Annotated in this window: 26 protein-coding genes; 15 read left to right on the top strand and 11 right to left on the bottom strand. The window is 63.2% G+C overall.

What is annotated here, in order from left to right; translation table 11 throughout:
- Nucleotide 1: 1 nt before the first annotated feature.
- From KIG99_RS03575 to KIG99_RS03540, 8 genes are all read right to left on the bottom strand, one after another.
- A complete protein-coding gene (locus KIG99_RS03575; RefSeq protein ID WP_226458887.1) occupies nt 2-736 on the bottom strand; it encodes an ABC transporter permease in 735 nt (244 codons plus the stop codon).
- A 207-nt stretch (nt 737-943) separates the two neighbouring features.
- A complete protein-coding gene (locus tag KIG99_RS03570) occupies nt 944-2,146 on the bottom strand; it encodes an ABC transporter substrate-binding protein (RefSeq protein ID WP_226458886.1) in 1,203 nt (400 codons plus the stop codon).
- Nucleotides 2,147-2,154: 8 nt separating this feature from the next.
- A complete protein-coding gene (locus KIG99_RS03565) occupies nt 2,155-2,973 on the bottom strand; it encodes an ABC transporter ATP-binding protein (protein ID WP_226458885.1) in 819 nt (272 codons plus the stop codon).
- A gap of 2 nt (nt 2,974-2,975) precedes the next feature.
- Nucleotides 2,976-3,530, bottom strand: coding sequence for a carboxymuconolactone decarboxylase family protein (locus KIG99_RS03560; RefSeq protein WP_226458884.1), 555 nt, complete (start codon nt 3,528-3,530; stop codon nt 2,976-2,978).
- A gap of 108 nt (nt 3,531-3,638) precedes the next feature.
- Nucleotides 3,639-4,568, bottom strand: a complete 930-nt coding sequence (locus tag KIG99_RS03555) for an AraC family transcriptional regulator (protein WP_226458883.1) — start codon at nt 4,566-4,568, stop codon at nt 3,639-3,641.
- Nucleotides 4,569-4,768: 200 nt separating this feature from the next.
- Nucleotides 4,769-5,329, bottom strand: coding sequence for a hypothetical protein (locus tag KIG99_RS03550; protein ID WP_226458882.1), 561 nt, complete (start codon nt 5,327-5,329; stop codon nt 4,769-4,771).
- A gap of 74 nt (nt 5,330-5,403) precedes the next feature.
- Nucleotides 5,404-6,702 (bottom strand): NAD(P)/FAD-dependent oxidoreductase, encoded by a 1,299-nt coding sequence (locus KIG99_RS03545; protein ID WP_226458881.1) that lies wholly within the window; start codon nt 6,700-6,702, stop codon nt 5,404-5,406.
- Between the two features lie 15 nt (nt 6,703-6,717).
- Nucleotides 6,718-7,020: a c-type cytochrome gene (locus KIG99_RS03540; protein WP_226458880.1), complete on the bottom strand. Its 303-nt coding sequence runs from the start codon at nt 7,018-7,020 to the stop codon at nt 6,718-6,720.
- Nucleotides 7,021-7,256: 236 nt separating this feature from the next.
- On the opposite strand from KIG99_RS03540, the gene KIG99_RS03535 reads away from it, so the two are divergent.
- The 5 genes from KIG99_RS03535 (at nt 7,257) to KIG99_RS03515 (ending at nt 10,873) form a co-directional block, all read left to right on the top strand.
- Entirely contained in the window at nt 7,257-7,625 is a 369-nt protein-coding gene (locus KIG99_RS03535) for a hypothetical protein (protein ID WP_226458879.1), read from the top strand.
- Between the two features lie 142 nt (nt 7,626-7,767).
- On the top strand, nt 7,768-8,835 hold the full coding sequence (locus KIG99_RS03530; RefSeq protein ID WP_226458878.1) for a sulfate/molybdate ABC transporter ATP-binding protein: 1,068 nt from the start codon (nt 7,768-7,770) through the stop codon (nt 8,833-8,835).
- Nucleotides 8,836-8,858: 23 nt separating this feature from the next.
- Nucleotides 8,859-9,794, top strand: a complete 936-nt coding sequence (locus KIG99_RS03525; RefSeq protein WP_226458877.1) for a CysB family HTH-type transcriptional regulator — start codon at nt 8,859-8,861, stop codon at nt 9,792-9,794.
- A 167-nt stretch (nt 9,795-9,961) separates the two neighbouring features.
- Nucleotides 9,962-10,144 (top strand): hypothetical protein, encoded by a 183-nt coding sequence (locus KIG99_RS03520; RefSeq protein WP_226458876.1) that lies wholly within the window; start codon nt 9,962-9,964, stop codon nt 10,142-10,144.
- Nucleotides 10,145-10,237: 93 nt separating this feature from the next.
- On the top strand, nt 10,238-10,873 hold the full coding sequence (locus tag KIG99_RS03515) for an SOS response-associated peptidase family protein (protein ID WP_226458875.1): 636 nt from the start codon (nt 10,238-10,240) through the stop codon (nt 10,871-10,873).
- 81 nt (nt 10,874-10,954) lie between these two features.
- Here KIG99_RS03515 and hpaR read toward each other — a convergent pair whose 3' ends face one another.
- Complete coding sequence (gene hpaR, locus KIG99_RS03510) at nt 10,955-11,440, bottom strand: homoprotocatechuate degradation operon regulator HpaR (RefSeq protein WP_226440662.1); 486 nt, start codon at nt 11,438-11,440, stop codon at nt 10,955-10,957.
- A 152-nt stretch (nt 11,441-11,592) separates the two neighbouring features.
- Between hpaR and hpaA the strand changes: the two genes are divergently transcribed.
- From hpaA to KIG99_RS03475, 7 genes are all read left to right on the top strand, one after another.
- The gene (gene hpaA / locus KIG99_RS03505; protein WP_226458874.1) at nt 11,593-12,507 is read left to right on the top strand and encodes a 4-hydroxyphenylacetate catabolism regulatory protein HpaA; all 915 of its coding nucleotides are present in this window, start codon (nt 11,593-11,595) and stop codon (nt 12,505-12,507) included.
- 130 nt (nt 12,508-12,637) lie between these two features.
- Nucleotides 12,638-12,904 carry a phenol hydroxylase subunit gene (locus KIG99_RS03500; protein ID WP_226458873.1) on the top strand — a complete coding sequence of 89 codons (267 nt, stop codon included), beginning with the start codon at nt 12,638-12,640 and terminating at the stop codon, nt 12,902-12,904.
- A gap of 60 nt (nt 12,905-12,964) precedes the next feature.
- Nucleotides 12,965-13,957, top strand: coding sequence for a ferritin family protein (locus tag KIG99_RS03495; protein WP_226458872.1), 993 nt, complete (start codon nt 12,965-12,967; stop codon nt 13,955-13,957).
- Between the two features lie 10 nt (nt 13,958-13,967).
- A complete protein-coding gene (locus KIG99_RS03490) occupies nt 13,968-14,237 on the top strand; it encodes an MmoB/DmpM family protein (RefSeq protein ID WP_226440658.1) in 270 nt (89 codons plus the stop codon).
- A 25-nt stretch (nt 14,238-14,262) separates the two neighbouring features.
- Nucleotides 14,263-15,807, top strand: coding sequence for a YHS domain-containing protein (locus KIG99_RS03485; RefSeq protein ID WP_203468263.1), 1,545 nt, complete (start codon nt 14,263-14,265; stop codon nt 15,805-15,807).
- Between the two features lie 21 nt (nt 15,808-15,828).
- The gene (locus KIG99_RS03480) at nt 15,829-16,191 is read left to right on the top strand and encodes a phenol hydroxylase subunit P4 (RefSeq protein WP_226458871.1); all 363 of its coding nucleotides are present in this window, start codon (nt 15,829-15,831) and stop codon (nt 16,189-16,191) included.
- Nucleotides 16,192-16,280: 89 nt separating this feature from the next.
- Nucleotides 16,281-17,336, top strand: coding sequence for an NADH:ubiquinone reductase (Na(+)-transporting) subunit F (locus tag KIG99_RS03475; protein WP_226458870.1), 1,056 nt, complete (start codon nt 16,281-16,283; stop codon nt 17,334-17,336).
- Between the two features lie 129 nt (nt 17,337-17,465).
- On the opposite strand, the gene KIG99_RS03470 is transcribed toward KIG99_RS03475, so the two are convergent.
- Together KIG99_RS03470 and KIG99_RS03465 are read right to left on the bottom strand one after the other, a co-directional pair.
- Nucleotides 17,466-18,251, bottom strand: coding sequence for an SDR family NAD(P)-dependent oxidoreductase (locus tag KIG99_RS03470; protein WP_226458869.1), 786 nt, complete (start codon nt 18,249-18,251; stop codon nt 17,466-17,468).
- A 5-nt stretch (nt 18,252-18,256) separates the two neighbouring features.
- Nucleotides 18,257-19,735: an efflux transporter outer membrane subunit gene (locus KIG99_RS03465; RefSeq protein ID WP_226458868.1), complete on the bottom strand. Its 1,479-nt coding sequence runs from the start codon at nt 19,733-19,735 to the stop codon at nt 18,257-18,259.
- Between the two features lie 92 nt (nt 19,736-19,827).
- Here KIG99_RS03465 and KIG99_RS03460 point away from each other — a divergent pair, with 92 nt between their 5' ends.
- From KIG99_RS03460 to KIG99_RS03450, 3 genes are all read left to right on the top strand, one after another.
- Nucleotides 19,828-20,445, top strand: a complete 618-nt coding sequence (locus KIG99_RS03460) for a TetR/AcrR family transcriptional regulator (RefSeq protein ID WP_226458867.1) — start codon at nt 19,828-19,830, stop codon at nt 20,443-20,445.
- A gap of 83 nt (nt 20,446-20,528) precedes the next feature.
- Complete coding sequence (locus KIG99_RS03455) at nt 20,529-21,665, top strand: efflux RND transporter periplasmic adaptor subunit (RefSeq protein ID WP_226458866.1); 1,137 nt, start codon at nt 20,529-20,531, stop codon at nt 21,663-21,665.
- Nucleotides 21,662-24,715, top strand: a complete 3,054-nt coding sequence (locus KIG99_RS03450) for an efflux RND transporter permease subunit (RefSeq protein WP_226458865.1) — start codon at nt 21,662-21,664, stop codon at nt 24,713-24,715. The genes KIG99_RS03455 and KIG99_RS03450 overlap by 4 nt, the downstream gene beginning before the upstream one ends.
- Nucleotides 24,716-24,774: the final 59 nt, after the last annotated feature.

Raw genomic sequence — 24,774 nt, 5'->3', positions numbered from 1 at the left:
TTCAGGCGCCGCTCCAGCGGCGGTGGGCGAGGCGGGCCAGCCAGTCGAGGGCGAAGCCAAGCAAGCCGATGAAGAGCACGCAGGCCATCAGTTCGCCGTAGGCCATGCGGTCGCGGGTGTCGAGAATGAAGTAACCGAGGCCGGCATTGACGCCGAGCATTTCGGCCGGCACCAGCACCACCCAGATCAGGCCGATGGCGAGCCGGATGCCGGTCAGCAGATGCGTGGCGATGGCCGGCACGGTGATCCGCCACAGGCGTTCGCGCCGGTTGGCGCCGAGGCTGTCGGCCAGGGTCAGCCACATCGGGTCGATCGCCTGGATGCCGGCGGCCACGTTGAGCACGATCGGCCAGACGGCGGCGAAGGCGATCAGGAAGACGACCGGCGCCTCGCCGATGCCGAGCGCCATGACGGCGAGCGGCATCCACGACAGCGGCGAAATCATGCGCAGAAACTGGAAGGTGGTCGAGGTCAGGCGATTGAAGGTCGGCCAGCTGCCGACCAGCAGGCCGAGCGGTACGCCGAGCAGCAGGGCGCCGGCCAGCCCGTAGCCAACGCGGCGCAGGCTGGCCAGTGCGTGCTGCCAGATGTCCGGCCCGGCCGCCAGTTCGAGCATGGCCTGCCAGGTCTTTTCCGGGGCGAAACGTGCCGCCATCAGCGAATCGCGCCCCAGGCCATGCACCGCCAGCCACCACAGGCCGAGCGCCAGGAGCAGGCCGAGGCCGGGGCAGAACACGCTGTTGTAGAAGGCGAAGCGAATTCCCAGCGGTCGACTGGAAAAAACGGGTGAATTTGTGCCGGCAGCAAAAGATGCAACCCCTCCCGGCCTCCCCTTGTCAGGGGAGGAGTGCGGGGTGAGCCGACCACGCTGCTCCCCCCTGACAAGGGGGGCTGGGGGGGTTAGAGGCAGTGGCTCGTTCATGGGCGGGTCTTTGGCGTCAGGTCAGGCAACAATGGTTTCCGAGCGTGTGTATTTCTCCGGCAGGCCGAAGGCTTTCAGCCCGCCGAGCGCGGCGATGGATTTCTTGACGAAACGGTCGTCGACCAGATCCTTGGCAACAAACGCCGGGTCGAGGTTGGCGAGGAACTTGTTGTCGCCCTCGACCTGCGTCGCCTTGAGCAGCTTGACCAGTTGCTCGGTGTAGGACGGGAAGGGGTAGGGCTGGTATTCGATGCGCTCGTCCTTCCACTCCGGGTGGCGGATCGCGCCTTCCTTGACGTATTGCTGCTGGCGCTCGGCGTTCGGCACCAGTACGCGCTCGAGCACGGCTTGCGGGAAGGGCGTGTATTTGCCGGCGCCGTCCTTGGACAGGATCTGCGCACCTTCCTTGCGGTTGTCCTTGAGCCAGTGCTGGGCATTGACGATGGCGTTGACCACCTTCTGCGACCACTCCGGGCGGTCCTTCAGATCGCGTTCGTGCATGGTGACGACGCAGCACGCGTGCTCGCGCCAGACGTCGCCGGTGAAGCGTGCGATGCGGCCGATACCGTTGGTTTCGGCGGCGGCGTTGAAGGGTTCGGCGACGATGAAGCCGGCAATGGCGCCGTTGGCGAGGGCCGGGCCCATGTCGGCGGGGGCCATGATGGAGAGCGCCACTTCGTTGGGTTTCAGGCTGTCTGTCGGCTTGGTGACGACGGTCAGGCCGTTTTCGCGCAGCAGGTGCTGCAGCACGACGTTATGCACCGAGTACCAGAAGGGCACGGCGACCTTCTTGCCGCCGAGATCCTTGACGTTCTGGATGTTGGGCGCGACGGTCAGCGCCGAGCCGGACATGTGGTTCCAGGCGACGACCTTGGCCGGGAAGTTGCTGCCGTAGCGCGCCCAGACGGTCATCGGCGAAAGCAGATGCACGACGTTCACCTGGCCGGCCATGAAGGCTTCGACGATCTGCGCCCAGGAGCGGAACAGCTTGGGCGCTTCGACTTCCAGGCCCTGCGCCTCGAACAGCTTTTTGCTGTGCGCGACGAGCAGCGGCGAGGCGTCGGTGATCGGCAGATAGCCGATGCGCACCGGGTCGTTCGGATTGGCGGCGCGCGCCAGTTGCGGCAGCGCGAGGCTACCGGTCAACAGCGCGGAAAGGCGCAAAAAGTCGCGGCGCGAGAGCGGCAGGTCGTCGCTCAGGTTGGCAAGCAGATCGTCGTTCATGGCAACTCCTAAAGGTCGGGAAACCAGGCTGTGCCCGGGTTGGAAAGTGCATCGAGAATTTCTTCGCGCATTGCGTTGAGGGCCGGCGAGCGGTGCTGGCGCGGCGCCTTGCCGCCCGGTCGCCATTCGCCGACGATGCGGGCCGGCGTGCCGTCCTGGCAGCCGGCCAGGAGCAGGACGCGGTCGCCGATGCGCAGCGCCTCGTCGATGTCGTGCGTGACGAGCAGGGCGGCGCTCTGCTGCTGGTGCGCCAGGGCGAGCAGCAGGTCCTGCATCGCTTCGCGGGTGATCGCATCGAGCGCCGAAAACGGCTCGTCGAGGTAGATGATTTCCGGGTTGCGCGCCAGGGCGCGGGCCAGCGAAACGCGTTGCGCCATGCCGCCGGACAGCGCCTGCGGCTTCTTTCTGGCGTGTTCGGTGAGGCCGACCTGGGCCAGCACACGTTCGATGTGCTGCTGCCGCTCGCCGCGGCTGCTCACCGGTCGACATGCGAAATCGAGGCCAAATGCCACGTTGTCGGCGACCGTCAGCCAGGGCAGCAGGGCCGGCGACTGGAAGACGACGCTGGCCTTGGCTGCCCTTTTGGCACCATTTTTGCCGTCGACCCTAGGGCCAGCCTTTGTATTCATGGTCGCTACGTCGCCGGCACTCGGCTCGGCCAGCCCGGCGAGCAGGCGCAGCAGGGTGGATTTGCCGCAGCCGGAGGCGCCGATCAGGCAAACGATCTCGCGCTGGCCGATGGTCAGGTCGACGCCGGCAAAAACCGGGGCGCCGCCATAGGAAAACGCCAGTTGGCGGGCGGCCAGCAGGACGTTTTCAGTCGTCACGCTCAGGCCTTTTGCCAGCGGTAGGCGGCCAGCTCGGGATTGAGCTCGGTGTCGGCCAGCACATTGCTGAAATTGCACAGGGTGGCCAGGGCAACGCCGAGAATGACTTCGACGACCTGCTGTTCGCCGTAGCCGGCGGCCTTGAAGGCGGCCAGTTCGGCATCGCTGACGGCACCCTTGCTGCGGATGATGGCGCGCGTGAAGGCGGCCAGCGCTTCCAGTTTTGCATCGGGCAGCAGCGTCTGCTGGCGCAGGCCTTCGACGAGGTCGGTCGGCAGATTGCCCTGCTTGTAGGCGATGGCGGTGTGGCCGGCGACGCAGAAGGTGCAGCCGTGGTTGGTGGCGGCGGTGATCTGCACCACTTCACGCTCGGCCAGCGTGAAGCTGCTGCGGCTGTTGATTTCGGTCACCGTCAGATAGGTTTCGACGGCGGTCGGCGCATTGGCCAGCACGCCGAGCAGGTTGGGCACAAAGCCGTTTTTGGCCTTGGCCTTTTCCAGGTAGGGACGGCTGGCTTCCGGTGCGGATTCGATGCTCTGGACGGTAATGCGGGACATGATGAACTCCGTGTTTTTGACTTGGGCACATTGTCCCGGCCGGCCCTTGGGCCCTCAATGCGCGAAAGTCGCGTTTTCTTGCTCGTTCGTCTCGAAATGCAATCCGCCTCAGGCGGCCAGCGCCTGCGGTGCATTGGCTGCGCGGCGACGGGCGCCGGGCAGGGTGCCGGTGATCTTCTTGAAGGCGCGCGAGAAGGCCGCATCCGACTGGTAGCCGACCTGTTCGGCGGCGCGGGTCAGCGACATGCCTTCGGCGAGCAGTTGCGTCGCCAGCTGCATGCGGACCTGCGCCAGGAAATGGCTGGGCGAGGTGCCGGCGATCTGGGTGAAGCGCTTGAAAAAAGTGGCGCGCGACATGTGGCTGAGATCGGCCATCGCCTCGACGCTCCAGTCGCGGCCGGGCTGGGCGACGATGGCCTCAAGCAGCGGCGTGAATTCGGGCCGGGCGAGCACCGCCCACAGGCCGGCCGAGACGGCATGCTGGCGGCACAGGTGGCGGATGACATAGAAGAAGAGCAGATCGACCAGGCGGGCGATCAGCGGCGACGGCTCCGCACCGCCGGCATGCGCTTCGGCGAGGATCAGCTCGAAAATCGGGCGCGCCTCGCGCAGCGTCTCGCCGTCGCGCGAAATGACCACGAAATCAGGAAATGAGCCGAGAAAGACCGGGTTGAGCTGCGTCCGGAAATCGAAGAAGCCGCAGGCCAGGGCGGTGCTGGCCGGTACTTGCAGTTCGATGTCCTGCATCGGGCAGCGCGGCGCCTGTTCGGCGGCCGCAAGCTCGGCGTGCGGGCTCAGGATGTGCGGCACGTCGCGCAGGAAGAACACCGCATCGCCGGCCTGCAGTGCGTGCTGTGCTCCGGCTTCCGGCAGATGCAGCCAGCAGTCGCCGTTGAGGATGACGTGAAAGCCGGCACGCGCCAGTCCGGCGGTCGACGCTTTCCACGAGCCACAATACTGGCCGAGGTGGAAGAGCGTGGTCTGCAGGTCCAGGCTGCCGAGCAGCCAGTGAATCAAACGATCCTGACGGGATGACATGGAAGCCTCTGGTGGGAAGTGCGATGCACGGATGACTGATACTAAGAAATGCTTCCCGGCATCCCAACGAAGAAGTTTCGATATCGATATATGTGGCGGCAACAGCGGGTGCCAGGCCGGACGAAGTAGATCATGTCGCCCGGCATGGGCACAGATGCAGTCGGGTAGCTATTTGATACGTACAGATGCCGCCGGCCGGCTTATGCCGATTCGTCCGGGCGGTAGCTCCAGCGCGGGATGACGAGCAGGGCGAGAATGGAAAGGATGGCGCTGGCGACCAGCAGCCAGGGCACGAATGGCTTGTCGGCGAGGCGTTCCGGGTAGAGCTGCAGGACGACGCCAATACCGATCGCGTTGGCGCCGGTGGCGAGCACGGCGGCAGCAATGTCGTGGAAGCGGCGCACCTTGTTCACGCCATGCGCCCAGCGCGGGTCGGTGTTGTAGCTGGGCAATCTGGTGTGGGCTTCGTCGAGCTTTTCCAGCGCCGAAAGAAAGGAGCGCAGGTTGGTGATCGCCCGTTCCGCCTTGTAGTTCAGGAAGGCCAGGCACAGGCTGGTGACCGGAAAGCCGAAGACCAGCCACTCGACCGGCAACTGGTGGCCGGCGTTGCCGGGATGCAGCGCGAGCAGGCCGGCGAGCAGCGTCGCGGTGAGCGTCACGAACAGGGCGAGCGATTGCTGCCGTTGCACGATGCGGGCATTGACCTCCTGGTAGGCGGCGATGAAGCGGTAGTTCGCATCGACGAAAGTCTTGCCGGACATGCTTTTCTCCTGAAAAAAAGCCGTGGGAACCGGTCGACCGGTCGCCACGGCTGGATTGCGTTACTTGCTGCCGCTCAGGTCAGGATGTCGGCCCAGATGTTGTTGGCCCAGGCCCGCGTGAACAGGCCTTCCTCGACCGAGGGCGCGGCCGAGACGCCGCCCGAGCCGGCAACGACCAGCGGCACCTTTTTCTCGGCGTCGTAGCGGTGTACCGAATCGACGTGGATGGCACGCCGGTTGTCGACCAGCGAGTAGCAGGTATTGGCCATCAAGGTCGGCTGCGCGACGCGCCCGGACAGGATTTCGACAATCGCAGCCGCCGCGGCCTTGCCGTGCTGGTTGGCCATGTGGCCGGATTTCGGCATCAGTGGCGCCGACAGCGTGGCATCGCCGAGAACGTGGATGTTCTTGACGGCGGTCGATTCGAGCGTGATCCAGTCGATATTGACCCAGCGGTTGTTGGCATTGACCAGGCCGGCGTCGTGCGCGATCTTGCCGGCCTGTTGCGGCGGCACCAGGTTGATGACATCGCCGCGTTCCTTGTCGCCGATCTCGTTGGTGACGATTTTCGTTGCCGCATCGATCTCGGTGACATTCCAGTTCGGCCGGTATTCGATGAGGCCGGCGTAGTCGTCGTCCCAGACGCCCTTGAACAGCTTGCCCTTGGAAATGATCTGTTCGTTGGCATCGAGCACGATGATCTTGGACTTCGGCTTCTGTGTCTTGAAGTAGTGGGCGATCTGGCTGACCCGTTCGTAGGGGCCGGGCGGGCAGCGATAGGGCGCCTTGGGAATGGTCTGCACATAGACGCCGCCGTCCGGCAGGTCGACCAGTTGCTGGCGCAGCGCAACGGTTTGCGCGCCGGCCTTCCAGGCATGCAGGATCTTCTTCTGCGCCGCTTCGTCGTAGCCGGCGATGGCGCCGAACTGGAAATCAACACCCGGCGAAACGACCAGCCGGTCATAGGCAAACTCGCCGGCGCCATCGGTCTTGACGCGACGTTTTTCCGGGTCGATGGCGGTCACGCTGGCATGCACGACCTTGATGCCCCAGTTCTTCTTGAGGCCTGCGTAGGAATGGACGATGGAGGCGAATTCGCGATTGCCGGAAAGCACCTCGTTCGAGGTCGGGCAGGAGATGAACTCCTTGTTGCGCTCGATCAGCACCACCTCGATGCCGCCATTGCTCCATTTGCGCAGGTACTTGGCGGCCGTGGCTCCGCCAAAGCCGCCGCCGATGACGACGACACGTCCAAGTTTGCGGCCCTTGCCGGCGGCCCAGGCGGCTCCCGGCAGCAGGGTCGTACCGGTCAACGCCGCAGAAACGCCGATTCCTTGTAACAGGCGGCGACGATGGTTGTTGGGTTGATTCATGCTGAGGGCTCCTGTCTATTTTTGCCGCGAGAAGTAATCGGCCAGCACCGCGATTTCCTCGTCGGTATAGCCCTTGGCCAGCTGATGCATGATCGTGGCCTGCTTGCTGCCTGCCTTGAACGACTTCAGGGTTTCTTCAAGGTAAGCCTTGTCGCGCCCGGCAATGGCCGGAATGGCGGAGCTGACCTTGCCCTCGGTTCCATGGCAGTTGAAGCAGTTGGCGACGAAGTAAGGCGTGGGGCTGGGGGCGGCTTTTTCTGCCGCCAGCGCGGGCAGGGCGGCAAGCAGCAGCCCTGCGAGTGGAAGCGCTCTGTTCATGGACTCTCCTGATCATTGCAAATGAATTTTCAGGGGCGGAATTTGCGACATTCACGCAGGGAATCCAACGAATTTAATCGCATAAGCTAAGAAGTCGATTGGATATTGCCGCTGCAGATTCATTCGCTTGCAGATGAATATCGATATGCGAATTTTGTCGTTCGTCGACTTGGGTATGCTCACTAAGCTTGCGGTCATCAATTGATCCTAGCCGCATATTCTTGAGTCCAACCGCCATGGCTGACGACATGTGTCCCCAGGTACCGGCGCCTTCTTCGGCGGCGGCCGCCAATCAACTACCGACCCTGCAGCGTAATGCCCTGCGCAAGATCTTCGATCGGCACGAGTTTTTGCCGGAGGAGGTCGCCCAACTGGGTTACCGCCGCCTGCAACAAGCCGAAGGGATAGGCAACAAGGGGCTGACGGCAATCACGGCCTGGCTGCAGTTGTATGGCTTTGAATTGAAGCCGCCGGAGCAGCCGGCGCCGAGCAAGGGGCCGGTCGCGAAAAAAACGCGGCGCAGTATCGAGCAGGCGGTCCGCCTGTTGCGGACCCACGGCTACGACGTTGTCGAGCAAGCCGGTACGCCCAGCACGCGAAGCTGAGCACACTTCACCCTCGTTATTCAAAATATGAATTAGCTTTTATTAATTAAGTATTTTTGATTATAAAAAGCCTTCAATACACTGCGTCATCGATGCTGCATTGCAGCACACCAAGACACTGAAAGTTTCCGGAGATCGCACCATGAGTATCGCCATCCGCAACATCGACAAGCACTTTGGTGCCTTTCACGCGCTGAACGACGTTTCCATCGACATCCCGTCCGGTGAGCTGGTCGCCCTGCTGGGTCCGTCCGGCTGTGGCAAGACGACGCTGCTGCGCATCATTGCCGGTCTCGAGTTCGCCGACCAGGGGCAGATCCTCCTTGAAGGGGACGATGCTTCCGGACGCCATGTGCGCGACCGTGAAGTCGGTTTCGTCTTCCAGCACTACGCCCTGTTCCGCCACATGACGGTATTCGATAACGTGGCCTTCGGCCTGCGCGTCAAGCCGCGCAAGTTCCGCCCGAATGAAGCCGAGATCAAGAAGCGGGTCACCCGCCTGCTCGACCTGGTGCAACTTGGCTGGCTGGCCGATCGCTATCCGTCGCAACTTTCCGGTGGCCAGCGCCAGCGTATTGCCCTGGCCCGTGCCCTGGCGGTCGAACCCAAGGTGCTGCTGCTCGACGAGCCGTTCGGTGCGCTCGATGCCAAGGTGCGCAAGGAACTGCGCCGCTGGTTGCGCCAGTTGCACGACGAAATTCATGTGACCAGCGTTTTTGTGACCCACGACCAGGAAGAGGCGCTCGAGGTCTCCGATCGCGTCGTCCTGATGAACAAGGGCAGGGTGGAGCAGATCGGCACGCCGAGCGAGGTTTATGACCATCCGGCCAATCCTTTCGTGGCCAGCTTCCTCGGTTCGGTGAACCTTTTCCACGGCCGGGTTGAAGGCGGCAACCTGCACCTCGACGATCACGTCATCGAGGTCGGTGGTCACCATGCCGAAACGGAACAGGCGGTCGGCTTTGTGCGGCCGCACGAGTTCGACCTGCTGCCGGCCGACTCGACGGCGGGTGGGCTGCCGGCAAAGATCGTCCGGGTCATCGCCATCGGCCCGATGGCCCAGGTTGAACTGCAGCGCCAGAACGGCGAACTGCTTGAGGTTTCGGTGCTGCGCGACATCCTGTTCGGGCTCGGCCTGAAGGAAGGCGATCACGTATCGCTGTTGCCCAGAACCATCCGCGTATTCGAAAAAGAACGAGCCGCGGCCTGAGGGCCGCCGCAGGAGAGAGAAAAATGAATTTCCAGCAACTCAGAATCGTCAGGGAAACCATCCGCCAGGACTTCAACCTGACGGAAGTGGCCAATGCCCTCTATACCTCGCAACCGGGCGTCAGCAAGCACATCAAGGATCTTGAGGACGAACTCGGCATCGAGATCTTCATCCGCCGCGGCAAGCGCCTGCTCGGCCTGACCGAACCTGGCAAGGAACTCTCCGAGGTCGTCGAGCGCATCCTGCTCGACACCCAGAACCTGCGTCGCATCGCCGACCAGTTTGCCAGCCGTGAAACCGGCCACTTCGTCGTCGCCACGACCCACACCCAGGCCCGCTACGCGCTGCCCCAGATCATCCGCTGGTTCAAGGGCGACTATCCGAAAGTGCACCTGACCCTGCTCCAGGGCAGCCCAAAGGAAATTGCCGAACTGGTGACGACCGGCCAGGCCGACGTCGGCATTGCCACGGAAGCCCTCGACAAGGTTCCGGAGCTGGCTTCCTTCCCGTTCTATTCCTGGCATCACGCGGTGATCGTGCCGGAAGGGCATCCGCTGATCAGCGTGCCGGAAATTACGCTGGAAACGCTGGCCGAGTACCCGATCATTACCTATCACGAAGGCTTCACCGGCCGCGCCCATGTCGACAAGGGCTTCGCCGATGCGGGGATCGTTCCCGACATCGTGCTCTCGGCCATCGACGCCGACGTGATCAAGACCTATGTCGGCCTCGGACTGGGCGTCGGCATCGTTGCCTCGGTCGCCTACGATGCCGAACAGGACAGGAACCTCGTCCTGTTGCCGGTGCCGGAACTCTTTCCCGCCAATACAACCCGACTGGCCGTGCGGCGCGGCACCTACCTGCGTACCTACGCGCATGCGTTCATCGAAAAGGTCTGCCCCGATCTCGGCGACGATGTTCTGAAGGCTGCCCTGAAGTCGCAGAACGGGGGCGAGTAATTCGCCGCGGAGGCTGGCTGGCGCCGGCCTCCCCGATCCCGCCAGGCATCGCGGGGCAGGCATCTGCCTGATTCTCAGCCAGCACGCCTGCCGCGGCGTCGGGAATCGGCTAAGCTAAGGCCTTCTTTTTCTTCCGCCGCTGCATCCCGATGGGTGACGAAATTGCCATGCCTTCTGACAGCCGGCCACGTTGCAATGCCTGCGAGCATTTCCACATCACTTTCGACCCGAATTTTCGCTATGGCTGCCGGGCGCTGGCTTTCAAGAGCCGGCGTCTGCCGGAGCGCGATGTGATCGAGTCGTCCGGGCAGCTTTGCCAGTTCTTTGCGCCCAAGCAGAAGCGGCCCTAGATCGAGGCGCGGGATGGGCTGCGCTGGCAGTGCCGCTTGTTAACCGGGTTTGAGTGCTGTATATTCATACAGTAATTCATCCAGGGTTGAGCCATGTGCAGTCAATTTGAACTCAAGGTAAAAGCTCGGGGGCTGGGCAAGTGTCTGCCGAAGCTCCACGTCAGCCCGCAGCAGATCGCGCGGGCACCGGAGATGAACCCGCGCGATTCGGTGCTGATGCTGCATGCCGAGGCTGACGCGTATGTCGCGGCGAACGCCCGCTGGGGCCTGATGGGGAGTTTTTTGTCGCTCGATCCGCAGGTGCCGGTGCTCAGTCTGCGCGGCGAGGGGCTGGCCGAGATGCCGTTCTACGGCAAAATCTTGCGCAGCAAGCGTTGCCTGGTGCCGGCAACGGCCTTTTTTACCTGGCAGACGCAAGGCCGTGGCGAGCGCCAGAAGCTGCGGCTCAGCCATCCGGCCGGCGAGGTGCTGCTCTTTGCCGCCGTTTTCGACGAGCATCCGCAGGTCGGGACGAGTTGTGCGCTGGTGACGCGCGATGTCGGCGGGCGGCGCCTGCCGGTCATCCTGAATCGCCTTGCGGCCAGCTTCTGGCTGGCGGATTTTGCGGATTTCCCGGAGTTTCCGGCGGCTGCGTTCGCGGAGATCCTGTCCATCGAGACGCCGGCACTGCTCAGCGAGATCGTGCCCGAGCCGGAAATCTCGCCGCAACTGGCTTTTCGCTTCGCCTGAGCGGTTGACCGGCAAAAATGGGTGTTTTTACCGGTCGACCGTTGAGACAGGCCGATTTTCGCGCCGCGACTTACGACGGAGTTACGACTCGATGGTGCTCCAGTCGCGCTTTTCCGGCAGGCTGATGCGCGGAATCGGGTCGCGTTCGGCGGCGATCACCTTGTCCATGACTTCGTAAAGCTGGGCGATCAGTTCCGGGCCGAAGGCCTGTTCGATGATCTTGTACTGGGCGACGATGAGCGGGCCGAGTTCGGAAACCAGGCGTTCGCTCTTCGGCGTCAGGCGCACGATGACGCGGCGCTGGTCTTCCGGCACGCGGCTGCGCGTGACCAGGCCCATTTCTTCCATGCGCGACAGCACGCCGGTCATGCTCGGGCTGAGAATGTGGCAGTGCTCGCAGATTTCACGCGGTTCCAGTTGCTCCATTTCAGCCAGGGCGCGCAGGATGCGCCATTGCTGTTCGGTCAGGCCGAAATGGCTGATGATCGGGCGAAAATGGCAGAGCAGCTCCTCGCGGGCTTTCAGGAAGAGCTGGGGAAGATTGCGGTAGGCAAGCTTGCTGGACATGGAATCTGCTTCTTTTGGCAAAAGGGGCTGGCGCGGTAATTATGGCTTGGATATGTCGGATGATACCAGTTGACTGCTTAATATGTTAGTGATTGAATCAATTCCCGGCCCGCGGTCGGCAAGCGTTCCGTAATTTGACCCAGGTGGTGACCATGACCGTAGCTCCCGTGCAGGCAATTCCCGATATCCATATCGGCCGGGTGTACGACCAGCGCGATCCCGAGTGCGAGATCCATTACGAGACCTTCGGCCGCCTCGCCCAGTTTTTCGGACGCAACACGCCGCCGCACCGGCATTACTGCTTCTACCAGGTACATATCCTGGTCAAGGGCAGCATCCGCCTCAATCTCGACGGCCAGGTCTATGGCGGCGCGGCGCCGCTGCTGATCTTCACGCCGCCGACCATTCCACATTCCTTCTACTCCGAGGAAGATACCGACGGCCATGTGCTGACCGTGCGTCAGGAAGTCGTGCGCAGCTGGTATCGCGGCATGCCCGGTCAGTGGCCGGATGCCTTGCTGCGCGAGGCGGCCTTCATCGAGCTGGCCAGTCTGCCGGCGGCGAGTGGCGAGGATTTTGCGGCGCTGGTGCAGACCGTCGAACTGCTGCAACGCGAGGCGGATCGCGACGCGAAGGGGCATTCCGCATTGCTGCGGGCGCTTGGCGAAAGCGCCTTCATCCATTTGAGCCGCCTGCTGCTGGCGCATGAACCGGCCGCGGCGCAGCGCCCGGAACGCAGCGAGGACCTGCGCCTGTTCCTCAGTTTCTGCGACCTGGTCGAGGCGCATTTCCGCGACCACCTGACCCTGACCGACTACGCCGGCCGCCTGCTGATTACCGAGGCGCGCCTCAACGATATCTGCCGGCGCATGGCCGAGCGGCCGTCCAAGGAAGTCGTGCACGAGCGCCTGCTGCAGGAGGCGCGCCGGCTGCTGCTGTTCTCGGCGGTGCCGGTCAGCGAGATCAGCTACCAGCTCGGTTTTGCCGACCCGGCCTATTTCTCGCGCTTCTTCACCAAGCGCACCGGCACGCCGCCCAGCCAGTTCCGCCTTGCCGGGCAGGGCTGATCCATTCCCGGTTACGAAAAGTACAAGTCATTTCCCCAAACGTCCATTCATTAATATCTTAGTAAAAGATTTAATACGTCTCATCAGATAGCTGCTCTCAGGGCAGTAAAAAAATGAGGAGTGAGACGACATGGCGACAGGCAGTTTCGACATCACGCGCAAGTTCGTGCGCGTCATGCGCACCCGGGCCAACGGCTTGATCGAATTCGAGTTCGCCGTCGGCGATCCCGATGTTGCGGTCGAGCTGGTCATGCCCAAGGCGGCTTTCGACGAGTTCTGCGCGAACAACCAGGTCGAGCTTTTGAGCGCAGCGCCCGCCGTCGCTTTCGACGCCGAGGCGGCCGACGCCGACTTCCACTGGAACCTGCACCAGGCAACGCATCAGCGTTTCCGCTAAGGGTTTTTGCCTTTCCGGAGCGGTCGACCGTTCCATTTTCAGTATTTTCAGGAGACAAACATGGCAATTGATTTGAGGACGGTCAGCATCACACCGCTGCGCCAGACCTTTGGCCACCTGGCCCGCCGCATGGGCGCCGACAAGCCGGCTTCGCGCTACATGGAAGCCACCATGGACCTGCAACCGGTCGAGAACTATCACTACCGCCCGACCTGGGAGCCGCAGTACGAAATCTTCGACGAGACCCGCACCAAGGTCACGATGAAGGACTGGTACGCGCTCAAGGATCCGCGTCAGTACTACTACGGCGCCTGGACGCTGGCACGCGGCAAGATGCAGGAAATCGCCGAAGGCGACTTCGATCTGGTTGATGAACTCGGTCTCGCCGCCGCCTATCCGGCTGCCGGCAAGGAAGAAGCCCTCAAGGTCTTCCTGCCGCTGCGCCATGTCGCCTGGGCCTCGAACCTGAACAAGGCTTACGTTTCCTCCTACGGCTACGGCATCGCCATTTCGCAGGCCACCTGCTACGCCTCGATGGACCAGCTCGGCGTCGCCCAATACACCAGCCGTCTCGGCCTTGCCTTCAACGATCTGGATGCGCTGACCGCCGCCAAGACCGCCTGGCTGGAAGGTGCCGAATGGCAGGAAATGCGCCGCTACGTCGAAGATCTGATGGTCGAAAAGGACTGGTTCGAAGTCCTCGTCGCCCAGGACTTCGCCCTCGAAGGCCTGCTCTATCCGCTGATCTTCGAGCGCTACAACGAAAAGCTCAACGCCGCCTACAGCCCGGTCTTCTCGATGCTGACCCGCTTCCAGCGCGAATGGTTCGGCGAAACCACCAAGTGGCTGGATTCCATCCTCAAGGTGACCGCCGCCGAGAACGCCGGCAACAAGGCGCAACTGGCCGAGTGGATCAAGCACTGGCGCGAACGTGCCCTGAAGGCGATCAAGCCGGTTGCCGTGCTCGCCTTCGGCGGCGAAGCCGATGCCATCCTGGACGAACTGGTCCAGAACCTGAATGCCCGCGCCGCCAAGGCCGGCATCACCCTGTAAAGGAAGTCGCATGTCCAACGCATTTATCGCATTCCAGAAGAACGACGACTCCCGCTGCATCGTCGAGGCCATCCTTGAAGACAATCCGGGCGCCATGGTCGTCGACCAGCCGTCGATGGTGAAGATCGACGTGCCGAACCGCCTCGTCATCAAGCGCGAGACGGTCGAGGAAAAGATGGGCCGCGAGTTCGACCTGCAGGAACTGCAACTGCACCTGATCACCATTTCCGGTCACCTCGACGAGACCGACGACGAATTCACCCTGAGCTGGAATTCCTGATTCCGGCCCCCAAGGAGAGAACACCATGGATATGAAAGTTGCCAAGAAGCTCGGCCTCAAAGAGCGCTACAGCCTGATGACCCGCGATCTCGCGTGGGACACGACCTACCAGCCGATGGACAAGGTCTTCCCGCAGACGACCTACGAGGGCATCAAGATTCACGACTGGGACAAGTGGGAAGATCCGTTCCGCCTGACCATGGACGCCTACTGGAAGTACCAGGCCGAGAAGGAGCGCAAGCTGTACGCCATCCTCGACGGCTTCAACCAGAACAACGGCCACCTGTCGGTCACCGATGCCCGTTACATCAACGTGCTCAAGCTCTTCCTCGGCTCGACACCGCCGCTCGAACTGATGGCTGCCCGTGGCTTCTCGATGATGGGCCGGCAGATGAACGGCGCCGGTCCGCGCGTCGCCTGCCAGATGCAGGCGGTCGACGAGTACCGTCACTTCCAGACGCAGATCCACTCGATCTCGAACTACAACAAGTACTACAACGGGATGGACGAATTCGCCCATCAACAATCCCGCATGTGGTACCTGTCGGACGGCAAGTCCTTCTTCGACGACGCGATCACCGCCGGCCCGTTCGAATTCATGGTCGCCATCGGCTTCGCCTTCGAATACGTGCTGACCAACATCCTGTTCGTGCCCTTTATTTCCGGTGCCGCCTACAACGGCGACATGGCGGCGATGACCGTCGGCTTCTCTGCGCAGTCCGATGAAGCGCGTCACATGACGCTCGGCCTTGAGTGCATCAAGTTCATGCTCGAACAGGATCCGGACAACCTGCCCATCGTCCAGCGCTGGATCGACAAATGGACCTGGCGCGGCACGCGCAAGCTCGCTTCTGTCGGCATGATGATGGATTACATGCTGCCCAAGCGCATCATGAGCTTCAAGGAAGCCTGGGAAATGTACGTTGAGGAAAACGGCGGCGCGCTGTTCAAGGACCTCGCCCGTTACGGCATCACCATTCCGAAGTGCTTCGGCCAGACCATCGAGGAAAAAGAACACGTCACCCACCAGTCGTGGATCGGTTTCTACATGAAGCCGCAGGCGACGCCCTTCCACACCTGGATTCCGACGCCGGACGAAATGGACTGGCTGTCCGAGAAGTACCCGAACACCTTCGACAAGTACTACCGTCCGGTGCTCGAGCATCTCGACGCGCAGGAAAAGGCCGGCAACCGCTTCGACAACAAGACGGCGCCGATGAACTGCCAGGTCTGCGTCAGCACCATGAAGTTCAACGAGCCGGGCGATCCCATGGAAATGTGTTTCCGCGAATCGATCTACCAGGGCGAGAAGTTCCACACCTGTTCCGATCACTGCAAGGAAATCTTCGACAACGAGCCGGAGAAGTACATCCAGACCTTCATTTCCTCGCACCAGGTGCTGCAGGGTAACTGCGAGCCGGAAGGCACCGACGTCAATGCCGCCGACTTCAAGCCGGGCCAGAACATGCTCGACTACTGGAAGCTCGACAAGCGCGCGCTCGGCGACTTCAACGGTTCCGAGGACCAGAAGAACTTTGCCGCCTGGCGCGAGCAGGCCACCAAGAACTAAGGACAAAGGAAGGAAATCGCCATGACCATGTTGAAAACCCTCGCGCCCTACGAAGTGAAGTCGCGCGATGCCGTCGAGAACTACAAGGGCCGCCAGTTGCTGTACGTGAACTGGGAACGTCACCGCATGTTCTCGCGTCCCTTCGTGCTCGCACTGCCGCCGGAAACGCTGTTCTCGGTGATCATCGACCAGTACATGACCGACTGCTTCAGCTACCACCCGGACTGGAAGCAGATCGACTGGAACACGGTCGTCTGGCAGAACGGCAACACGCCCTTCACGCCGGATCGCAACAAGAGCCTCAAGGAAAACGGCATCGGCCACAAGGATCTGATCCGCTTCCGCACACCGGGCCTGGATGGCATTGCCGGTACCGGCTATTGATGAGCTATTAGCTATCAGGATCGAGGATCGAGTGGCCCCGACAGTGCCTTTGCTCGATCCCCGATCCTAACAACTGGATCCTGAAAAAAATGAGCTACGAACTGAGTATCGAGCCGCTCGGCCGGACCATCGAGGTCGAGGACGGCCAGACCATCCTCGACGCCGCGCTGCGCGCCGGCATCTACCTGCCGCACGCCTGCGGCCAGGGCTACTGCGCCACCTGCAAGGTGTGCATTACCGACGGCGAAGTCGACCACCAGAATTCATCGAGCTTCGCGCTGATGGACTACGAGCGCGAAGAGGGCAAGGCCCTGGCCTGCTGCGCCACGCTCGAAGCCGACACCGCCATCGAAGTCGAGATGGAAGTCGATGAGGACGCGCGCGACATTCCGGTCAAGGACTTCCCCGGCGTGGTCAGCCGCATCGAGAACCTGACGCCGACCATCAAGGGCATCTGGCTCAAGCTCGACGAAGCGCTCGATTTCCAGGCCGGCCAGTACGTCAATTTCAACCTGCCGAACGATCTGGGCCACCGCGCCTTTTCGCTCGCCAATTCGCCGTCGACCGGTGACGAGATCGAACTCAACATCCGCATCGTGCCCGGCGGCGTCGGCACCACCTGGATCCACAACGAACTCAAGGTTGGCGACAAGATCACCGTTTCCGGCCCCTACGGGCGCTTCTTCGTGCACAAGTCGGCCAACGTGCCGTCCCTGTTCATGGCCGGCGGCTCCGGCCTGTCCAGCCCGCGTTCGATGATCCTCGATCTGCTGGAAGAGGGCAGCGACCTGCCGATCACGCTGGTCTACGGCGCGCGCAACCAGGGCGAGCTTTACTACCACCAGGAATTCCTCGACCTGGCCGCCAAATACCCGAACTTCAGCTACGTTCCGGCCTTGAACGACGAGCCGGCCGACAGCGGCTGGACCGGCTTCCGCGGTTTCGTCCACGACGCCGCCAAGGCGCATTTCGACAACGACTTCCGCGACCGCAAAGCCTACCTGTGCGGCCCGCCGGTCATGATCGAAGCCTGCATCACCACCCTGATGCAGGGCCGCCTGTTCGAACGCGACATCTACACCGAAAAGTTCTTCTCGGCCGCCGATGCGCAACAGGTGCGGAGTCCGCTGTTCAAGCGGGTTTGACGGGGTTTGGGTTCAGTGAAAAAGGCATCCTGCGGGATGCCTTTTTTGTTGTCGGGGGCGTCGGGCCTTTCCCTGACTTTGGTGACTACGGAATTGCATTAGCCTGACTGGCTCGAATGTGCCCCGAGCTCATCCGTTCATCGCGTGCGACATCAAGGCCTGGTGCAACCAGCGTGGCGTCGCCCAGGTCAGGATCACCAGGGCCTTGTTCGCCCAGCCCGCCACGACGCTGATGCGTCCGGCCTGCAAGGCGCGAATACCGGTGCGCACGACGGGCGCGGGCTGCATCATCAACAGCTTCAATGCGGGCGTCAGCTTCTGCTGCGCGGCGGTGGCGAAGCCGGTGTCCGACATGCCGGGACATAGCGTCGTCACGGTGACGCCATCGCGCTTGAGTTCGCGATGCAGCGCTTCACCCAGACGCAGCACGTAGGCCTTGGCGGCGGCGTAGACCGCGAAGTTCTGCACGCCCTGGTAGGCCAGCAGGCTGGCGACCAGCAGGATCTTCCCGCGCTTTTGCGTCCGCATGTCCTGAGCGAAGACATGGGTGAGCGCAGTCAGGCTGGCCACATCGAGCTGCACCATGGCCAGGGTTGCGTCCAAGGGGCTGTCCATGAACGGGCCTTGCAGTCCGTGGCCGGCGTTGTTGATCAGGATTTCAATGGCAATGCCGCGCTCGCGGAGGCGCCGATGCAGTTGGGTGATCGCTTCCGTATCGGAGAGATCGACCTGCTCGACCACAATTTCGACGCGGTATTGCCGGCGCAGCGTCTCGGCAAGTGCTTGCAGCCGGTCCAGCCGGCGCGCCACGAGGACCAGCGAGTGGCCTTGCTCGGCATATTGGCGGGCGAATTCCTCGCCGAAGCCGCTCGATGCGCCCGTGATGAGCACCCATGAATTATTGGTTGAGGTCATTTTGCTTACCTTTTTTCGTTGGTAGAGAGCTTGGTGGTGTTTGTCGATGGGGTATCCCAGCCGCCGCCCAAGGCCCGGAAGGAGGCAATGGCGGCACGCGCCGCCTCGGTTTGTGCCTGCGCCTTGGCGTCGCGCGCCTGCAGCAGGTTGCCGTCGGCATCGAGCACCTCGATCAGGCTGACGACGCCGCCCTGGTAAGCGGTAAACGAGTTGTCGCGCGCCCTGGCAAACGACGACTCGCCCCGGGTCAGGATGCCGACCTGCGCCTCTCGGTTGACCAGGGTGGAGAAGGTGTTCTCGACATCTTCCGCCGCCCGCAACACGGCCAGCCGGTAGGCCGCCAGGGCTTCCGCCTCCTGGCCGCGCGCCGCGGCAATCTGCGCGTCGACGCGGTCGAAATCGAACAGCCGCCAGCGCAGCCCGAGCACGCCCTGGGCCTGGCTGGCGCCCCCGGTGAACAGGTTGCCGCTGGCAATCGAGGTGGCGCTACCGAGCAGGGCGCCGAGCGAGAACTTGGGGTAGTACTCCGCGACCGCCACGCCAATGCGCGCATTGGCCGCAGCCAGGCGCCGTTCGGCGGCAATGAGGTCCGGCCGGCGCCGTATCATGTCGGCCAGGGTGCCGGTTGCAGCCAAACCCGGCGCGGCCGGGATCGGCTTCACCGGCGCCAGTTCGGCGCGGTGGGTTCCCGGCTGCGCGCCGAGCAGTACGTCGAGCGCGTTCATCGCCGAATCGAGGCCGGCTTGCAGGATGGGAATCTGCGCCTCGGCCTGGGTCAGCGAACCCTCGGCCTGGTTTTTCTGGAGTTCGGCGGCGATTCCCTTCTCGTATTGGAGCTGGATCATGGCGAGCAAGCGGCGTCGGGTCTCGACCTGCTGTTGGGCAATCGCGAGGCGCGCCTGCAGGCCGCGGATCTTGACGTACACGTCTGCGGTCTGCGCGGCGATGGCCAGCCGTGTCGCCGCAACGCCAGCTTCGGATGCCGCGTATTCGGCGCGCGCAGTCTCCCGCCCTCGCCGCAGACCGCCGAACAGATCAATCTCCCAACTCGCCCCGAGATTGGCCTCGTAAGCGCCGCCCCAGCGGTCGAAGCCGGGCGTGCTATTGAGCACCTGCCCGAGCGGGGTCTCCACCGACAGGTAGCCTCGCCCGGCGCTCGCACTCACATTGCCCGCGGGCAGCAAGGCTGCATCGGCATAGCGCAATGCGGCACGCGATTGGTCGACACGCGCCGTCGCCTGGGCAATGTCCAGGTTCTGCTCAAGGGCCAGGGCAACGTAGTGCGCAAGCAAGGCATCGTCGAAGGCGGCCCACCAGCGTTGGAGCTCGACCTTGCCTTGCACCTGACGTTGCTCGACGCCCTTCTGCCCGAGAAAGGTGGAGGTCAGTTCGAGCAAGGGCGGCTGGTAGTCGGGGCCAACAGCGCAGCCCGACAAGATGCCGGCACTCAGAAACAGGGCGAGAGAGCGGGGATGGGTGAGCATGGGAGTCCTTCGGGGTTTGGTTTGTTGTGGTGACTATAACCCAATGTGGTCACTGGTTGTCAACCGGAGCCAAACGCGCTATTGTTTTTCCCATGAGCGAAATCGAATCTTCCATCCCCCAGGCCCGCGGCCCCGTCGACCACAGCGTTCGCGATCAGATCGTCGAGGCGGCCGAGGCGCACTTCAGCCATTACGGCTACGACAAGACCACGGTCTCCGACCTGGCCAAGGCAATCGGCTTTTCCAAGGCCTATATTTACAAGTTCTTCGATTCCAAGCAGGCGATCGGCGAAGCCATCTGCAGCCAGACCTTGAGTACCATCGTCACGGCAGTCGAAGAAGCGGTGGCTGGTGCCAGTACGCCGACGGAGAAATTCCGTCGATTATTCAAGGCTATGGTGGCGACGAGCGTGGAGCTCTTCTTCAACGACCGCAAGCTGTACGACATTGCCGCGCATTCCGCCGGCGAGGGTTGGCCGTCTGCCGTTGCCTACGGACAGCGCATGCGGCAGACCCTGGCAGAGATCGTCCGCGAAGGGCGGGAAGTGGGCGAGTTCGAGCGCAAGACGCCGCTCGACGAGACGGTGCATGCGATCTATCTCGTCATGCTGCCCTTTGCCAATCCGTTGCTGCTCCAGTACAACCTCGACCTCGTCGAGGACGCACCCAGCCAGCTGTCGAACCTGGTGTTGCGTAGCCTGGCCCCCTAGAACGTTCGCTGGTTGAAAGGTGACTATTGACAATATTGGTCACCGGATAGAAGATGGAGGCCTTCGTGTTATTGGAGGTCGTCATGTTTCAGCGCCGCAATATTCCTTTCCTCGCTGTCGTCGGTCTGTTGCCTGTCGCCTTGGCAGCCTGCGGCGACGCCACTTCTCCAATCGATCCGCGCACCCAGATTCCACTGGTACGGGTCGCGCCGGTAGCAAGTGGCGCCCAGGCCGAGCCTTCGTTCAGCGGCGTCGTCGCAGCGCGGGTGCAGAGCGACCTGGGCTTTCGCGTTCCCGGCAAGATCCTGGAGCGCCTGGTCGATGCCGGGCAGGCCGTCAAGCGTGGCCAGGCGCTGATGCGCATCGACCCCACTGATTTGCGGCTCGCCACGCATGCCCGCGATGAGGCCGTTGCTGCCGCCACGGCGCGAGCGCACCAGACCGCTGAGGATGAGGCGCGCTATCGCGATCTCGTTGCGGCCGGGGCAGTGTCGGCCTCGAACTACGACAAGATCAAGGCCGCTGCCGATTCGGCGCGAGCCGAGCTCAAGGTGGCCCAGGCTCAGGCCGACGTTGCCCGCAACGAAACGGGCTACGCCGTCCTGCTCGCCGATGCGGACGGTGTCGTCGTCGAGACCCTGGCCGAAGCGGGCCAGGTCGTCGGCGCCGGCCAGGTCGTCGTCCGTGTGGCCCGTGCCGGGCGCCGCGAAGCGCTCATTGCGCTGCCCGAAAACCTGCGTCCGGCGATCGGCTCCGCAGGGCGCGCGACCTTGTATGGCAGCGGACTGACTGGCGCCGCGAAACTGCGCCAGTTGTCGGATGCCGCCAACCCCCAGACCCGCACCTTCGAGGCGCGCTACGTCCTGGAAGGCCGGCTGGCTGACGCGCCGCTCGGCTCGACCGTTTCCATCGAGATTCAAAGCGGGCGTGCCGCCCCGACGCTCCAGATTCCTGTCAGCGCGCTCTTCGATAAGGGCAAGGGGGCTGGCGTCTGGCTGGTCAAAGCTCAGGATGACCAGGGGCAGGGACTTCAGGCAAGCTGGCGCGCCGTACAGGTTACCGGCCTCAGCGGTGAATCCGCTGCGATCAGCGGTGGGCTGGCGGCGGGTGATCGTGTCGTCGTGCTCGGTGCCCATCTGTTGCACGAAGGCGAGGCGGTTCGGCTGGCTGACAGCAGTGCCGTACCTGGCGCAGCAGCGAACGGTGGGGCGCAGAAATGAGTGCTTTCAACCTCTCCGCCCTCGCCGTCCGCGAGCGCTCGGTCACCTTGTTCCTGATGCTGGCGATCTTCGTCGCCGGCGTCATCGCCTTCCTGACCCTGGGCCGGGCCGAGGACCCCGCCTTCACCATCAAGCAGATGACCGTGATCACTGCCTGGCCGGGGGCGACCGCCAAGGAGATGGAAGAGCTGGTCGCCGAGCCGCTGGAAAAGCGCATGCAGGAACTGCGCTGGTACGACCGCACCGAGACCTTTACGCGGCAGGGGCTGGCTTTCACTACGGTGTTCCTGCTCGACAGTACGCCGCCGGCCGACGTCCCTGACCAGTTCTACCAGGCGCGCAAGAAACTCGGCGACGAGGCGCTCAAACTACCGCGTGGCGTCATCGGCCCGATGGTCAATGACGAATATGCCGACGTGACCTTTGCGCTCTACGCCTTGAAAGCCAAGGGAGAACCGCACCGGCACCTGGTGCGCGACGCGGAAACCATGCGTCAGCGTCTGCTGCACGTACCCGGCGTCAAGAAGGTGAACATCATCGGCGAGCAGGCCGAACGGATTTTCGTCGAGTTCTCGCATGACCGTCTCGCCACGCTGGGCGTCTCCCCGCGCGACCTCTTCGCCGCGCTCAACAGCCGCAATGTCATGACGCCGGCCGGCTCGATCGAAGCCAAGGGGCCGCAGGTCTTCATCCGGCTGGACGGCGCCATCGACGATCTCGAGGCGATCCGCGATACACCGGTCGCAGCGCGCGGCCGGACGCTGAAACTCGGCGACATCGCCGAGGTCAAGCGGGGCTACGAAGACCCGGCCACCTTCCTGATCCGCAACAACGGCGAACCGACCCTGCTGCTCGGCGTCGTCATGCGCGAGGGCTGGAACGGCCTCAATCTGGGCAAGGCGCTGGAGGCGGAAGCGGCGACGATCAACGCCGAAATGCCGCTCGGCATGAGTCTCTCGAAGGTGACGGACCAGGCGGTCAATATCCAGTCGGCCGTTGGCGAGTTCATGGTCAAGTTCATGGTCGCCCTCGGCGTGGTGATCCTGGTCGGCTTTCTCAGCATGGGCTGGCGTGCTGGCGTCGTGGTTGCGGCTGCAGTGCCGCTGACCCTCGCCGCCGTCTTCATCATCATGGCGGCGACCGGCAAGAATTTCGACCGCATCACACTCGGCTCATTGATCCTGGCGCTTGGGCTGCTGGTCGACGACGCGATCATCGCTATCGAGATGATGGTCGTGAAGATGGAGGAAGGTTACGAGCGGGTACATGCAGCAGCCTACGCGTGGAGCCACACTGCCGCACCGATGCTGGCCGGAACGTTGGTCACGGCGATCGGCTTCATGCCCAACGGCTTTGCCAAGTCGACTGCCGGCGAATACACCAGCAACATGTTCTGGATCGTCGGCACGGCCTTGATCGCCTCGTGGATCGTTGCCGTCGTGTTTACGCCCTACCTCGGGGTCAAGCTGCTGCCAAACTACGAGAAGCATGCGGGCGGGCATGGAGCCATCTACGGCACGCCGAACTACGAGCGCTTCCGCCGGCTGCTGGGCTGGGTGATCCGGCGCAAATGGCTGGTCGCGGCAAGCGTGATCGGTGCCTTCGTGGTCGCGATTCTCGGCATGGGCGTCGTCAATAAGCAGTTTTTCCCGACCTCCGACCGGCCGGAAGTGCTGGTTGAGGTGCAGATGCCGTATGGCACCTCGATAACCCAAACGAGTGCCGCGACGGAGAAGGTCGAAGCCTGGCTGGCGCAGCAGGAGGAGGCCAGGGTCGTCACGGCCTACATCGGCCAGGGCGCGCCGCGCTTCTTCCTGGCGATGTCCCCCGAATTGCCCGACCCGTCGTTCGCCAAGATCGTGGTCCTGACGGGTGATGACAAGGAGCGCGAAGCCCTCAAGTTCAGGCTGCGACAGGCGGCAGCCGACGGCTTGGCGCCTGAGGCGCGGGTGCGCGTGACCCAGATCGTCTTCGGCCCCCCGTCGCCGTTTCCCGTGGCCTTCCGCGTCATGGGGCCGGACCCGGACAAGCTGCGCGACATTGCAGCAGAGGTGCGCGGTGTCATGCAGGCCTCCGCACGGATGCGAACGGTCAATACCGACTGGGGTGAGCGCGTGCCGGCGCTGCATTTCTCGCTCGACCAGGATCGCCTGCAGAACATCGGCCTGACGTCTAGCGATGTGGCCCAGCAGTTGCAGTTCCTGCTCAGTGGCATTCCGATTACGGAGGTGCGCGAGGACATCCGTTCGGTGCAGGTCACGGCCCGTTCGGGCGGCAACACGCGGCTTGATCCTGGCAGGATTGGCGACTTCACCCTGGTTGGCGCGGCCGGTCAAAAGATTCCGCTGTCGCAGGTCGGCAAGGTCGATGTGCGCATGGAAGACCCGATCCTGCGCCGCCGCGACCGCACCCCAACCATCACCGTGCGCGGCGATATCGCCGAGGGCTTGCAGCCGCCGGATGTCTCCAGCGCCGTGTGGCAGGAACTGCAGCCGATCATCGCCAAACTGCCGGCCGGTTACCGGATCGAAATGGCCGGAGCCATCGAGGAGTCGGGCAAGGCCAATCGTGCGTTGGCGCCGGTCTTCCCGATCATGATTGCGCTGACCCTGATCACCATCATCTTCCAGGTTCGCTCGATCGCCGCGATGATGATGGTATTCGCCACCGCACCGCTCGGCCTGATCGGTGTCGTGCCGACGCTGTTGTTGTTCGGGCAGCCGTTCGGCATCAATGCGTTGGTCGGCCTGATTGCCCTGTCCGGCATCCTGATGCGCAACACGCTGATCCTGATCGGTCAGATTCGCGATAACGCAGAGGATGGCTTGCCACCTTTCGATGCCGTGGTCGAGGCCACCGTGCAGCGCGCCCGTCCGGTCATCCTGACCGCACTCGCCGCGATGCTGGCGTTCATTCCGCTGACTCATTCGGTGTTCTGGGGCACGCTGGCCTATACGCTTATTGGCGGCACTTTCGCCGGGACGATTCTGACCCTGGTTTTCCTGCCAGCCTTGTACGCGATCTGGTTCAAGATCAGGCCAACGGCGTGAGGCAAGCAAGCGGTTCCTGCTGTGCGGCAGGAACCGGTCGAGGCCTAGCACAAAAAATC

This window comes from Quatrionicoccus australiensis, assembly GCF_020510425.1.
GTDB lineage: Bacteria > Pseudomonadota > Gammaproteobacteria > Burkholderiales > Rhodocyclaceae > Azonexus > Azonexus australiensis_A.
The sequence above is the reverse complement of the archived record's forward strand: the minus strand, read 5'-3'. Positions and strand labels throughout refer to the sequence as shown.